This is a genomic window from Devosia beringensis (genome assembly GCF_014926585.1).
Taxonomy (GTDB): Bacteria; Pseudomonadota; Alphaproteobacteria; order Rhizobiales; family Devosiaceae; genus Devosia; species Devosia beringensis.
In genome coordinates this window covers 3,971,729-3,985,577 of sequence record NZ_CP045422.1, presented here as the reverse complement: position 1 = coordinate 3,985,577, position 13,849 = coordinate 3,971,729, and the positions used below count along the sequence as shown (strand labels likewise).

The 13,849-nt window shown below is 61.5% G+C and carries 13 protein-coding genes; all 13 read left to right on the top strand.

The window, feature by feature from the left end:
* Positions 1-323 precede the first annotated feature (323 nt).
* A complete protein-coding gene (locus GDR53_RS19370; protein WP_193336044.1) occupies positions 324-689 on the top strand; it encodes an NADH-quinone oxidoreductase subunit A in 366 nt (121 codons plus the stop codon).
* Positions 680-1,258, top strand: a complete 579-nt coding sequence (locus GDR53_RS19365; protein ID WP_193336043.1) for a NuoB/complex I 20 kDa subunit family protein — start codon at positions 680-682, stop codon at positions 1,256-1,258. Before GDR53_RS19370 ends, GDR53_RS19365 begins: the two co-directional genes overlap by 10 nt.
* A gap of 11 nt (positions 1,259-1,269) precedes the next feature.
* On the top strand, positions 1,270-1,887 hold the full coding sequence (locus tag GDR53_RS19360; RefSeq protein ID WP_193336042.1) for an NADH-quinone oxidoreductase subunit C: 618 nt from the start codon (positions 1,270-1,272) through the stop codon (positions 1,885-1,887).
* The gene (locus GDR53_RS19355) at positions 1,884-3,077 is read left to right on the top strand and encodes an NADH-quinone oxidoreductase subunit D (protein WP_193336041.1); all 1,194 of its coding nucleotides are present in this window, start codon (positions 1,884-1,886) and stop codon (positions 3,075-3,077) included. Before GDR53_RS19360 ends, GDR53_RS19355 begins: the two co-directional genes overlap by 4 nt.
* Positions 3,077-4,102, top strand: a complete 1,026-nt coding sequence (gene nuoE, locus GDR53_RS19350) for an NADH-quinone oxidoreductase subunit NuoE (RefSeq protein WP_193336040.1) — start codon at positions 3,077-3,079, stop codon at positions 4,100-4,102. The genes GDR53_RS19355 and nuoE overlap by 1 nt, the downstream gene beginning before the upstream one ends.
* 93 nt (positions 4,103-4,195) lie before the next feature.
* Positions 4,196-5,503 carry an NADH-quinone oxidoreductase subunit NuoF gene (gene nuoF / locus GDR53_RS19345; RefSeq protein ID WP_193336039.1) on the top strand — a complete coding sequence of 436 codons (1,308 nt, stop codon included), beginning with the start codon at positions 4,196-4,198 and terminating at the stop codon, positions 5,501-5,503.
* Between the two features lie 5 nt (positions 5,504-5,508).
* On the top strand, positions 5,509-7,614 hold the full coding sequence (gene nuoG / locus GDR53_RS19340) for an NADH-quinone oxidoreductase subunit NuoG (RefSeq protein WP_193336038.1): 2,106 nt from the start codon (positions 5,509-5,511) through the stop codon (positions 7,612-7,614).
* Positions 7,615-7,623: 9 nt separating this feature from the next.
* Entirely contained in the window at positions 7,624-8,721 is a 1,098-nt protein-coding gene (nuoH, locus tag GDR53_RS19335) for an NADH-quinone oxidoreductase subunit NuoH (protein ID WP_193336037.1), read from the top strand.
* Positions 8,721-9,209 carry an NADH-quinone oxidoreductase subunit NuoI gene (gene nuoI, locus GDR53_RS19330; protein WP_046170135.1) on the top strand — a complete coding sequence of 163 codons (489 nt, stop codon included), beginning with the start codon at positions 8,721-8,723 and terminating at the stop codon, positions 9,207-9,209. The genes nuoH and nuoI overlap by 1 nt, the downstream gene beginning before the upstream one ends.
* Positions 9,210-9,220: 11 nt before the next feature.
* Positions 9,221-9,826, top strand: coding sequence for an NADH-quinone oxidoreductase subunit J (locus GDR53_RS19325; RefSeq protein WP_193336036.1), 606 nt, complete (start codon positions 9,221-9,223; stop codon positions 9,824-9,826).
* A gap of 15 nt (positions 9,827-9,841) precedes the next feature.
* The gene (nuoK, locus tag GDR53_RS19320; protein ID WP_193338178.1) at positions 9,842-10,150 is read left to right on the top strand and encodes an NADH-quinone oxidoreductase subunit NuoK; all 309 of its coding nucleotides are present in this window, start codon (positions 9,842-9,844) and stop codon (positions 10,148-10,150) included.
* 11 nt (positions 10,151-10,161) lie between these two features.
* Positions 10,162-12,270 (top strand): NADH-quinone oxidoreductase subunit L, encoded by a 2,109-nt coding sequence (nuoL, locus tag GDR53_RS19315; protein WP_193336035.1) that lies wholly within the window; start codon positions 10,162-10,164, stop codon positions 12,268-12,270.
* Entirely contained in the window at positions 12,270-13,841 is a 1,572-nt protein-coding gene (locus GDR53_RS19310; RefSeq protein WP_193336034.1) for an NADH-quinone oxidoreductase subunit M, read from the top strand. The genes nuoL and GDR53_RS19310 overlap by 1 nt, the downstream gene beginning before the upstream one ends.
* Positions 13,842-13,849: the final 8 nt, after the last annotated feature.

Genomic DNA, 13,849 nt, shown 5'->3' with positions numbered 1-13,849 from the left:
TTTTTGGGCGCCGCATCTCGGGCCCATTGTCCGTTATGGGACGAATCTGCGGGAACGGTTATGTGGCTGTGCGTCTCGGCAGGGCGAAATCGGTGCCCCTCGAATGACCTTGGCTTCGCCAAAAGCGTACCAAGCCCTGGCACATCCCGCATTGAGCGGCTTCTATATATATGAACATTATAGTCATAATTTCTTTCCCTTGAAACCGGATAGCCAAAGGTCTAAGCCCAAGCCATCATTTGTCGCGTCGGCTCGTTGGCCCCAATTGCCTCCGATTCTCACGCGATGCCGGTCGCCCGACCGGACTAGTAACAGGCTGCCGCATGACTGATTTGCTCAGCGATTATCTGCCCATCATCATCTTCCTTGGCCTGTCCGCCGTGATCGGCCTGGCCTTGTTGGTGGTTCCCTTCCTTGTTGCCGTCAGAAATCCGGATCCTGAAAAGGTCTCGGCCTTCGAGGCCGGTTTCGATGCATTTGACGATGCGCGCATGAAGTTCGACGTGCGGTTTTACCTCGTGTCGATTCTGTTCATCATTTTCGATCTTGAAGTGGCGTTTCTGTTCCCTTGGGCAGTGGCGTTCCGCGATGTCGGCTGGTTCGGCTTCTGGTCCATGATGATCTTCCTGGGCGTGCTGACGGTTGGCTTTATCTACGAATGGCGCAAAGGGGCACTGGAATGGGATTGAGCGATAACGAAACGCTTGTCGCGCCACGCCCGACCGGCCTGATCGATCCGCGTACCCAGCAGGTTGCCGGCGCCAAGGATCCGTTTTTCACCGATGTGACGGATGAGCTGGCCGACAAGGGCTTTCTGGTCTCGACCGTTTCCCAACTGGTGACCTGGGCGCGCACCGGTTCGCTGATGTGGATGCAGACAGGCCTGGCCTGCTGCGCCGTCGAGATGATGCAGATGTCGATGCCGCGCTACGATATCGAGCGCTTTGGCACTGCGCCGCGTGCCTCGCCGCGCCAGTCGGACGTCCTGATCGTCGCCGGCACACTGACCAACAAGATGGCCCCCGCGCTGCGCAAGGTCTACGACCAGATGCCCGAGCCGCGCTACGTCATCTCGATGGGCAGTTGCGCCAATGGTGGCGGTTACTACCACTATTCCTATTCGGTGGTTCGCGGTTGCGATCGTGTTCTGCCGGTCGACGTCTATGTCCCTGGCTGCCCCCCGACCGCTGAAGCGCTTCTCTATGGCATCTTGCTGCTGCAGAAGAAGATCCGCCGCACCGGCACCATCGAACGATAGGATCGCTGATAATGGATGACGTCATCCAGCTTGATCCGCTTGTGGACCTGGGCCAGCACATTGCTGGTGCTTTGGGCGCTGCGGTCATTTTGCAGGAAATCGCCTTTGGCGAACTGACCCTGACGGTGCAACGCGATTCGATCGTTTCCGTGGCGACTTTTCTGCGCGACGATCCCAAGTGCCGCTGCATCAGTTTCACCGATGTCTGTGGCGCTGACTATCCTGAGCGTGATGAGCGCTTCGAGGTGGTCTACCACTTCATGAGCCCTCATTTGAATCATCGGGTCCGGGTGAAGCTGTCGGCAGACGACGTGACCCCAGTGCCCAGCATTACCGGTGTGTTCCGGGGCGCCGACTGGTTCGAGCGCGAAACCTATGACCTCTATGGCGTGCTGTTCTCGGGCCATCCGGACCTGCGCCGCATCCTGACCGACTACGGCTTTGACGGCCATCCTTTGCGCAAGGACTTCCCGGTCTCGGGCTTTGTCCAGGTTCGCTATGACGAGGAGCGCAAGCGCGTCGTTTACGAGCCCGTGCAGCTGATGCAGGAATTCCGCACCTTTGACTATTTGTCGCCTTGGGAGGGTACCGACTATGTGCTGCCCGGTGACGAGAAGGCCAAACAATGACCGTTGAAGCCAATGTCCGCAATTTCACCATCAACTTTGGTCCGGTCCACCCGTCGGCTCATGGTGTGCTCCGCCTTATCCTGGAGCTCGATGGCGAGGTCGTCGAGCGCGTCGATCCGCATATCGGCCTGCTGCATCGCGGCACCGAAAAGCTGATCGAGTCCAAGACCTATCTGCAGGCCGTTCCCTATTTCGATCGCCTCGACTACGTGGCGCCGATGAACCAGGAGCACGCCTTTGCACTCGCCGTCGAGAAGCTGCTGGGTCTGGAAGTGCCGCGCCGCGGCCAGCTGATCCGCGTGCTTTACTCGGAAATCGGCCGCCTGTTGGCGCATCTGATGAACGTCACCACACAGGCCATGGACGTGGGCGCCTTGACGCCGCCGGTCTGGGGCTTTGAGTGGCGCGAAAAGCTGATGATTTTCTATGAGCGCGCTTCCGGCGCGCGCATGCACGCTGCCTATTTCCGCCCGGGCGGGGTGCATCAGGATCTGCCGCAGGCGCTGATCGATGACATCGATACCTTCTGCACCGATTTCCCCAAGTTCATTGTCGATCTCGACACGCTTCTGACCGAGAACCGCATCTTCAAGCAACGCAATGTCGATATCGGCGTGGTGCAGCTGGATGACGCGTGGAACTGGGGCTTTTCGGGCGTGATGGTGCGCGGCTCCGGCGCGGCCTGGGATCTGCGCAAGAGCCAGCCCTACGAATGCTATGACGAGATGGAATTCGACATTCCGATCGGCAAGAACGGCGATTGCTTTGATCGCTATCTGATCCGCATGGAAGAGATGCGCCAGTCAACCCGGATCATGAAGCAGTGCGTGGACAAGCTGAACGCGCCCGACGGCAAGGGCCCCGTGTCCTCGCTCGATGGCAAGGTCGTGCCGCCCAAGCGCAGTGAGATGAAGCAGTCAATGGAAGCGCTGATCCATCACTTCAAGCTCTATACCGAGGGCTACAAGGTTCCTGCGGGCGAAGTTTATGCCTGCGTGGAAGCCCCCAAGGGTGAGTTTGGCGTCTATCTGGTCAGCGATGGCACCAACAAACCATACCGCTGCAAGATCCGCGCGCCGGGTTTTGCGCATTTGTCGGCCATGGATTTCCTGTGTCGCGGCCACATGCTGGCTGACGTCTCGGCCATTCTTGGCTCGCTCGATATCGTGTTCGGAGAGGTTGATCGCTGATGGTTGCGCGTCGCCTAGCAGACGAGTCGGTTCAACCGACGTCGTTCGCATTCAGTGCTGAAAACGCCAAATGGGCGGAATGGAAGATCGGGTTGTACCCGACCGGCCGGCAGCAATCGGCCGTCATCCCGCTGCTGATGCGGGCCCAGGATCAGGACGGCTGGGTCAGCCGCGCCACGATCGAAACGATCGCGGACATGCTGGGCATGGCCTATATCCGCGTGTTGGAAGTGGCGACCTTCTATACCCAGTTCCAGCTGCAGCCGGTCGGCCGCAATGCCCATATCCAGGTCTGTGGCACCACGCCCTGCATGCTGCGCGGCGCCGGCGACCTGATCGCCATCTGCAAGAGCAAGATCCATCACGATCCCCAGCACCTCAATGCCGATGGCACAATGAGCTGGGAAGAAGTGGAATGTGCGGGCGCGTGCGTCAACGCGCCCATGGTCACCATCTATCACGACACCTACGAAGACCTGACGCCGGAGCGGTTTGAAGAAATCGTCGACGCCTTTGCCGCTGGCAAGGGTGACACGATCAAGCCAGGCCCCCAGATCGGTCGCCTTCATTCGGCTGCCGAGGGTGGCCAGACCACGCTGCTGGTCAAGCCTACGGCTCAGCGCGAGAAGTTCATTCCGCCAGCACCACCGCCGGAAGCCGGGGCCCCTGCGGCGCCTGCCGCTGCCCCAGCGCCCGCTGCTCCGCAGGCACCAACCACGGCCGGCAAGCCCAAGGACGTGAGCGCAGAGTCCGCCCCCGCTCTCAAGGGGACTCCGGCGTCGGCCAAGGTGTCGGAAGCCAAGGCCGAAGGCGAACGCAAGGCGGCCGATGTTGCGGCAGGCGCCGACGGAGAGCCGAACAAGGCGATGCGCCCCGGCGCGACGGGTTCGGAAGCCGAAGGCGGCATGCTGGACGGCGGCAAGGCGGTGCGCAAGTCGCCCAAGCCCGCATCGGCTGGTGGCCCGGCCAGCAAGACCCGGACGATCATCAAGCCGAAGGCCAAGCCTGGCGGGGAAAAGCCATGATGGCCGGAACATGCACGGCTGTGCGTTCGCCGGAAACGGCGAGACTGAATATGTCCGCGCCTCAGGCAGGAAGCGGCGATAGGAGTGTGAAGCGTGCTCGCTGACAAGGATCGCATTTTCACCAATCTCTACGGTCAACACGACTGGACGCTGGCTGGCGCGCGGGAACGCGGCGCCTGGGTCGGCACCAAGGAGTTCATCGACTCCGGCCGCGACTGGATCACCAATGAAGTCAAGGCTTCCGGTCTGCGCGGCCGTGGCGGCGCGGGTTTCCCGACGGCGCTGAAATGGACCTTCATGCCCAAGGTCAATGACGGGCGCCCGCATTATCTGCTGGTGAACGCCGACGAGTCCGAGCCCGGCACCTGCAAGGACCGCGACATCCTGCGCCACGATCCGCACCATCTGGTCGAGGGTTGCCTCTTGGCAGCCCGCGCCATGGACGCGCATCTGGCCTTCATCTATGTGCGCGGCGAATTTATCCGCGAGCGCCAGCATCTCGAGCGTGCCGTCGAGGAAGCTTATGAGGCCAAGCTGATCGGCAAGGACAATATCCACGGCTGGGACCTGGACATCATCGTCCATCACGGCGCCGGTGCCTATATCTGCGGCGAAGAAACCGCCCTGATGGAATCGCTGGAAGGCAAGAAGGGTCAGCCGCGCCTCAAGCCGCCATTCCCTGCCGGCATGGGCGTCTATGGCAACCCGACGACCGTCAATAATGTCGAATCGATCGCCGTGGTGCCGGAAATCCTGCGCCGGTCCGGTGCCTGGTTTGCCTCGATCGGCCGCGCCAACAATACCGGCACCAAGCTGATGTGCGTCTCTGGCCATGTGAACCGGCCGGCGACCTTCGAAGAGGCCATGGGCGAGAGCTTCAAGGACATTATCGAAAAGCATTGCGGCGGTATCCGCGGCGGCTGGGACAATCTGCTCGCCGTCATTCCGGGCGGCGCCTCGGTGCCCTGCGTGCCGGGTGAGAAGATCCAGAACGCCATCGTCGATTTCGACGGCCTGCGTGAAGCCGGCTCGTCACTGGGTACCGCTGCGATCATTGTGATGGACAAGCAGACCGACATCATAAAGGCCATCTGGCGCCTGTCGGCCTTTTACAAGCATGAGAGCTGCGGGCAGTGCACGCCCTGCCGCGAAGGCACCGGCTGGATGATGCGCGTCATGGAGCGCATGGTCGAAGGCCGCGCCCAGAAGCGCGAGATCGACATGCTGTTCGAGGTCACCAAGCAGATCGAAGGGCACACCATCTGTGCCCTCGGCGATGCGGCAGCGTGGCCGATCCAGGGTCTAATCCGCAACTTCCGTCACGTGATCGAAGAGCGGATCGACCAGTACACGTATTCATCCACCAGCGACGGCGCTGTGCCGTCGATCGCGGCGGAGTAGGGCCGATGGCAAGTATCAAGGTTGACGGCGTTCTCGTCGAAGTTCCCGATTACTTTACCCTGATGCAGGCAGCCGAGGCTGCCGGCGCCGAAATTCCGCGCTTTTGTTACCATGAGCGCCTGTCGGTTGCCGGCAATTGCCGCATGTGCCTGGTTGAGGTGAAGGGTGGCCCGCCAAAGCCACAGGCCAGCTGCGCCATGGCGGTCAAGGACATGCGTCCGGGCCCCAATGGCGAGCCGCCAGAGATGTTCACCAATACGCCCATGGTCAAGAAGGCCCGCGAAGGCGTGATGGAATTCCTGCTGATCAACCATCCGCTCGATTGCCCGATCTGCGATCAGGGCGGCGAGTGCGATCTGCAGGACCAGGCCATGGCCTATGGCGTGGACAAGAACCGCTTCGCGGAGAACAAACGCGCCGTCGAGGACAAGTACATTGGCCCCTTGGTCAAGACCTCGATGAACCGCTGCATCCACTGCACGCGCTGCGTCCGTTTCACCACGGAAGTGGCTGGCATTGCCGAGATGGGCCTGCTGGGTCGCGGCGAGGACGCCGAGATCACCACCTATCTCGAAAAGGCGCTGAGCAGCGAGCTGCAGGGCAATGTCATCGACCTGTGCCCAGTGGGCGCGCTGACCTCCAAGCCCTATGCGTTCAATGCCCGTCCCTGGGAATTGACCAAGACGGAATCCATCGACGTCATGGATGCCGTCGGCTCCAATATCCGCGTCGATAGCCGCGGCCGCGAAGTGATGCGCATTCTGCCGCGCGTCAACGAGGCGATCAACGAAGAGTGGATTTCCGACAAGACCCGCTTTGTCTGGGATGGCCTAAAGAGCCAGCGCCTCGACCGTCCTTATGTCCGCAAGGGTGGCAAGCTGCAGGCGACCAGCTGGGATGAGGCTCTCGCGGCCGTTGCTGCGCGCCTCAAGAAGGCCGGCAGCAAGGTCGGCGCCATTGCCGGTGACCTCGCCGCTGTCGAAGAGATGTATGCGCTCAAGGCCCTGCTGGCTTCGGTCGGCTCGGGCATGACCGATGTGCGTCCGGCCATGTCGGGCATCGACCCGTCCATGCCGCGCTCCGCCTACATCTTCAACCCGACCATTGCCGGGATCGAACAGGCTGACGCGATCGTCATCATCGGCACCAATCCGCGCCGTGAAGCGGCGCTGATCAATGCCCGCATCCGCAAGACCTGGCGCGCCAAGGGCCTGCCGATCGCTGTGATCGGCGAGCGGGCCGATCTCACCTATGACTATAGCTATCTTGGCGAAGGCTTTGAATCGTTGGCCGAACTGGCTGCCGGTCGTGGCGCTTTCGCCGACATTCTGGCCAAGGCTGAGCGTCCACTGATCATTGTCGGCGAGGGTGCGGTGTCGCATGCCACCTTGGGCAAGCAGGTCGGCCGCGACACCATCGCGCTGGCCGCCAAACTGGCAAGCGCCGGTGCCTCGGTTGCCGAGGGCTGGAACGGCTTTGCACTGCTGCACAATGCGGCCAGTCGCGTGGGTGGCCTCGATATCGGCTTCGTGCCGCACGATGGTGGCGTCTGCTCGGCTGACCAGATTGCTCTGGCCGGCAAGGGCGAGCTCGATGTCATGTTCATGCTCGGTGCTGACGAATACGACCTGTCCGCCATGGGCAAGGCCTTCGTGGTCTATATCGGCTCGCATGGCGATGCCGGTGCACACCGCGCCGACGTGATCCTGCCGGCGGCGACCTACACCGAAAAGTCGGGCACCTATGTCAATACCGAGGGACGCGTCCAGGTGACCAACCGCGCCGTATTCCCGCCCGGTGATGCCAAGGAAGACTGGGCCATCATCCGCGCGCTGTCTGGCGCCCTGGGCAAGCCCTTGCCGTTCAACTCGCTGACCCAGCTGCGCGCCGCGATCTATGCCGAATTCCCGCATCTGGCGCGGATCGACCAGATCGCCCCTGGCGGTGCGGCCGACATCGGCAAGCTGGCCAAGGCGGCAATCAAGACCAAGTCGGCGCCTTTTGGCTCGGCTGTTGCTGACTTCTATCTCAGCAATCCAATCGCCCGCGCCTCTGCCGTGATGGGTGAATGCGCAGCTACCGCAGCCGGTCTCCGGCAGGCCGCGGAGTAGGGGAGCACAATGGACTTTATTCAAGCTGCTCTCGATTACCTGCTGGGCATCCCGCCGTTGGGCTGGGGTGTGCATGTAGGCCTGGTCTACAAGGCGCTGCTGCTGCTTGTGTCGCTGCTGGTCTTCACCGCGTTTATCCTGCTGGCAGACCGCAAGATCTGGGCGGCGGTGCAGATGCGCCGCGGTCCTAACGTGGTCGGCCCCTTCGGCCTGCTGCAGAGCTTCGCCGATCTGCTCAAGTTCGCGCTCAAGGAGCCCGTCATTCCCGGCGGCGCTGACAAGATCCTGTTCCTGCTGGCGCCCCTGTTGACGGCGACCCTGGCCCTGACGGGCTGGGTGGTCGTACCGCTCGGGCCGGGCCTGGTGATTGCCGACATCAATCTGGGAATTCTCTACCTGCTGGCGATTTCGTCGCTGGGTGTCTATGGCGTGATCATCGGCGGCTGGGCCTCGAACTCGAAATATCCGTTCCTCGGTTCGCTCCGTGCAGCAGCGCAGATGGTGTCCTACGAAGTGTCGATCGGCCTGGTGATCATCACCGTGCTGCTCTGCGTTGGCTCGCTCAATCTGAGCGACATCGTCATAGCGCAGCAGGAAATGGGCCTAGCCCATATGATTGGCTTGCCACAGTTGACCTTCCTCAACTGGTTCTGGCTGCCGCTGTTTCCGATGTTCGTGATCTTCTACATCTCGGCGCTGGCGGAAACCAACCGCCCGCCATTCGATCTGGCCGAAGGCGAATCCGAGCTGGTGGCCGGTTTCATGACCGAATATTCGGCGACGCCCTACATGCTGTTCATGCTGGGCGAATACATCTCCATCCTGCTGATGTGCGCCATGACCACGGTGCTCTTCCTCGGTGGCTGGACATCGCCCATCGACCTGCCGCCCTTCACCTGGATTCCGGGCGTGGTGTGGTTTGTCATCAAGCTGAGCATGGTGTTCTTCATGTTCGCCATGGCCAAGGCCATCGTGCCGCGCTACCGCTACGATCAGTTGATGCGCATTGGCTGGAAGCTCTTCCTGCCGCTGTCGCTGGGCATGGTCGTTATTGTTGCTTTTGTGCTTCAGCTTACGGGCTGGGGCTGGCATGGAGGGATGGCCTGATGCGCGCCGCCCAGTTCGTCAACACGCTGCTGCTCACCGAGCTGGTCAAGGCCTTCTTCCTGACCATGCGCTATTTCTTCTCGCCCAAGCCAACGATCAACTACCCCTTCGAGAAGGGCCATGTCAGCCCGCGCTTCCGTGGTGAGCACGCACTGCGTCGCTATCCCAATGGCGAAGAACGCTGCATTGCCTGCAAGCTGTGCGAGGCGATCTGCCCGGCCCAGGCCATCACCATCGAAGCCGGCCCGCGCCAGAATGACGGCACCCGCCGTACGGTGCGCTACGACATCGACATGGTGAAGTGCATCTATTGCGGCTTCTGCCAGGAAGCCTGCCCGGTCGACGCGATCGTGGAAGGCCCCAATTTCGAGTTTGCGACCGAAACGCGCGAAGAGCTCTACTTCTCCAAGGAGAAGCTGCTCGCCAATGGCGATCGCTGGGAGCGTGAAATCGCTGCCAATCTGTCCGCCGACGCACCGTATCGCTGAGAGGGAAGACTATGACGCTTCCACTATTCTTCTTCTACATGTTCGCGGCCATCGCCGTGGGCTCGGCCTTCATGGTCATCTCGGCCAGGAACCCGGTGCATGCTGTGCTGTTCCTGATCCTCACCTTCTTCAATGCGTCCGGCCTGTTCATGCTGGCGGGTGCCGAGTTCCTCGCGCTCATCCTGATCGTGGTCTATGTCGGCGCCGTGGCCGTGCTGTTCCTGTTCGTGGTGATGATGCTCGACGTCGATTTCGCGTCGCTGCGACAGGGCTTCCTGCAATACGCGCCGGTGGGCGTGGTGGTGGGCGTGGTGCTCCTGCTCGAACTGCTGATGGTCGCCGGGAGCTTCGTGGTCTCGCCCGAGGTCACGAGTGCAGCCGTGCTGCCGATCAATGGTGGAGACAATATCCGGCTGATCGGCCAGGTGCTGTACACACGCTACGTGTTCCTGTTCCAGGGAGCGGCGCTGATCCTGCTGGTGGCCATGATTGGCGCCATCGTGCTGACGCTGCGCCACAAGAGCAACGTGAAGCGCCAGGATCCGGTCAAGCAGGTCGGGCGTCGTCCGTCCGAAACGCTGGAAGTCGTCAAAGTCAAAAGCGGTCAAGGGCTGTAGGAGGCAATTATGGGCTTGGGTATCGGGCTCGGTCACTACCTGACCGTTGGAGCCATTCTGTTCACGCTGGGCGTGTTCGGCATTTTCATAAACCGCAAGAATATCATCGTCATCCTGATGTCGGTGGAGCTTATCCTGCTCGCGGTGAACCTAAATTTTGTAGCGTTCAGCGCGCAGCTCAATGACCTTCAGGGTCAGATCTTTGCGCTGCTGATCCTGACGGTGGCGGCTGCTGAAGCGGCCATCGGGCTGGCCATCCTGGTCATTTTCTATCGCAACCGCGGTTCCATCGCGGTTGAAGACGTCAACATGATGAAGGGCTAAGAACCTCCGCTATGATTCAAGCGATTGTTTTCCTGCCCCTCATCGGCGCGCTCATAGCCGGTCTGCTGGGGCGCACCATCGGCCACCGGAACAGTGAGTTCATCACCACCGGTCTGCTGCTCGTTGCCGCCGTGCTGAGCTGGGTCGTCTTCCTGCCGGTCGCTTTTGGCGGCGGTTTGATGGGCGCAGCGGTCGATGGCCACACCACCGTGCTCAAGATCGAGCTGATGCGCTGGATCCAGGTCGGCGACATGGATCTGCGCTGGGTGCTGCGCGTCGACACATTGACCGCCATCATGCTGGTGGTGGTCAACACCGTGTCGGCCCTCGTCCATGTCTATTCCATTGGCTACATGGCCGATGACCCGCATCGCAGCCGGTTTTTCGCCTATCTGTCGCTGTTCACCTTCGCCATGCTGATGCTGGTGACGGCTGACAACTTCCTGCAGATGTTCTTTGGCTGGGAAGGCGTGGGTCTCGCGTCCTATCTGCTGATCGGCTTCTGGTACACCAAGCCCTCGGCGACCGCCGCCGCGATGAAGGCCTTCGTGGTCAACCGTGTTGGCGATTTCGGTTTCGCCCTTGGCATCTTCGGCGCCTTCATGGTGCTCGGTCATATCGACTTCGATGGTGCGTTCCTTGCCGCCGAAGGTTTTGCGACGACTGGCCTGCCAGTGATGAACTTCCTGGGCTTCCAGCTCGATGCCATGACTGTGGTCTGCCTGCTGCTGTTCATGGGCGCCATGGGCAAGTCGGCCCAGTTCCTGCTGCACACCTGGCTGCCCGACGCCATGGAAGGCCCGACGCCCGTGTCGGCACTGATCCATGCGGCCACCATGGTGACCGCAGGCGTGTTCATGGTGGCCCGCCTGTCGCCGCTGTTCGAGACCTCGCCGGCCGCCATGACCTTCGTCCTTGTTATCGGCGCCATTACGGCTTTCTTCGCGGCCACGGTTGGCCTGGTCCAGAACGATATCAAGCGCGTCATAGCCTACTCGACCTGTTCGCAGCTCGGCTACATGTTCGTGGCTTTGGGGGCAGGGGCCTATTCCGCCGGCGTCTTCCACCTCTTCACACATGCCTTCTTCAAGGCCCTGCTGTTCCTCGGTGCCGGCGCGGTGATCCACGCCATGCATCACGAGCAGGACATGCGCAACATGGGCGGCCTGCGCAAGAAGATCCCGGTCACCTATGCCATGATGATCATCGGCACCCTGGCGCTGACCGGCGTCGGCATTCCGGGCAGCGAGTGGCTTGGCTTTGCCGGCTTCTTCTCCAAGGATTCCATCATCGAGGCGGCCTATGCGGTCGGCGGCAATACGGGCATGTTCGCCTTCTGGATGCTGGTGATCGCGGCGCTGTTCACGAGCTTCTACTCGTGGCGCCTGATCCATCTGACGTTCCACGGTTCGCCGCGCGACGCACAGCATGCCGGCGAAGGCCCGCATCCCGACCCGGCGCATGCCGCGCTGGAAAGCCATGACGAGCCGATCGCCGACAGCCATGACCATGCCCATGATGCTCATGGCCACCACGGCTCGGCTTACGACAACGCGCATGAGGCACCCAATGTGATGCTGGTGCCGCTCTATGTGCTCGCTGCCGGTGCGGTGCTGGCCGGCGCGGTGTTTTACTCGATGTTCTTCCACGATGTGGCCCATATCGAGCACTTCTTCGCCGGCTCCCTGGTTGTCGACCATGAAATCATCGAGGCGGCCCATCATGTGCCGCTCTGGGTTAAATGGAGCGCGACCATTGCCATGCTGATCGGCGCTGCGACCGCCTATATGATGTATATCCGCCGGCCGGAAATGCCGGGTCGCCTGGCGGCCACCAATCCGGGTCTCTACAAGTTCCTGCTCAACAAGTGGTACTTTGACGAGCTGTACGATCTGATCTTCGTCAGGCCGGCCCTGTGGATCGGCCGGGCCTTCTGGAAGGGCTTCGATGACTGGCTCATCGATGACAAGATCACCGAAGGGCTGGGCCGTCGGGTGCAGAACGTGACCGGCTGGGTCACCAAGCTCCAGTCGGGCTATCTCTACCACTATGCATTCGCCATGCTGATCGGCATTGCGGCTCTATTGACCTGGGCCATTCTGGCCGGGGGACTGATCTGATGACCTTCGACAATACCATCCTCTCAGTCCTCACCTGGTTGCCGATGCTCGGCGCCGCGCTGATCCTGTTCCTGCCCAAGGCGGCGCTCGAAACCATCCGCTGGGTAACCTTTGCCATCACGGTTGTCGTGCTGGTGCTGTCCCTGGTGATGTGGTCAGCGTTCGACCCGTCCAATGCCGGCTTCCAGTTCGTGGTGAACTACGCCTGGATCGGCGACACCATCGGTTATCGCGTTGGCGTTGACGGCATTTCGGTGCTGTTTGTCGTGCTGACCGCCTTGCTGATGCCCTTCGCCATTCTGGCGAGCTGGCCCGTCGAGTCGCGCGTCAAGGAATACATGGTCATCTTCCTGATCCTGGAAACCCTGATGATCGGCGTCTTCACCACGCTCGATCTGGCCATGTTCTACGTGTTCTTCGAGGGCACGCTGCTGCCGATGTTCCTGATCATCGGCATCTGGGGCGGCACGGCCCGCATCCAGGCCAGCTACAAGTTCTTCTTTTACACCTTCACCGGCTCGGTGCTGATGCTGCTGGCCATCATGGCCATGTACTGGAATGCCGGCACCACCGACATTACCCGTCTGCTGACCCATGATTTCCCGCTGTCCTGGCAGCCTTGGCTGTGGTGGGCGTTCTTTGCCTCGCTGGCTGTCAAGATGCCGATGTGGCCGTTCCATCGCTGGCTGCCCGAGGCCCACGTTCAGGCGCCGACCGCCGGCTCGGTGATCCTGGCCGCCATCCTGCTCAAGCTGGGCGGCTACGGCTTCCTGCGCTTCAGCCTGCCCATGTTCCCCGATGCCTCGGCACAGTTCGCCAATTTCATCTTCTTCCTGTCCGTGGCCGCGATCATCGTGACCTCGCTGGTTGCCCTGGTGCAGACTGACATGAAGAAGCTGATCGCCTATTCGTCGGTGGCGCATATGGGCTTTGTCACCATGGGCATCTTCGCCGGCAATGCCCTGGGCATCCAGGGCGCCATGTTCCAGATGATCTCGCACGGCATCGTGTCCGGTGCGCTGTTCCTCTGCGTCGGCGTCATCTACGACCGCATGCATACCCGCGAGATTGCCGCCTATGGCGGTCTGGTCGAGCGCATGCCGCGCTATGCCTTTGCCTTCATGGTTTTCACCATGGCCAATGTGGGCCTGCCGGGCACGTCGGGCTTCGTGGGCGAGTTCCTCACCATGATGGGCGTATTCCAGGTCAATACCTGGGTGGCATTCGGTGCCGCCTTCGGCGTCATCTTCTCGGCCTGCTACGCCCTCTGGCTCTATCGCCGGGTGATCTTTGGCGGGCTGACCAAGGAGAGCCTCAAGGGCATCCTCGATCTCGATCTGCGTGAAAAGGTCATGCTTTACCCGCTGATCGTGCTGACCATCATCTTCGGCTTCTACCCCGCGCCGATCCTCGACACGACCGCTGCCGCCGTCGACAATCTGGTATCGCATTATGCGATTGCGGTTGGGCTGGATCCGGCCGTATCGCTGGCCGACGCGCCTGCGCCGCTTGTTTATACCGAACCGGTTGTGGGCGCCGAAGCGCCCGCGGCCGAGCCTGCTGCTCACTAGGAGAGTCC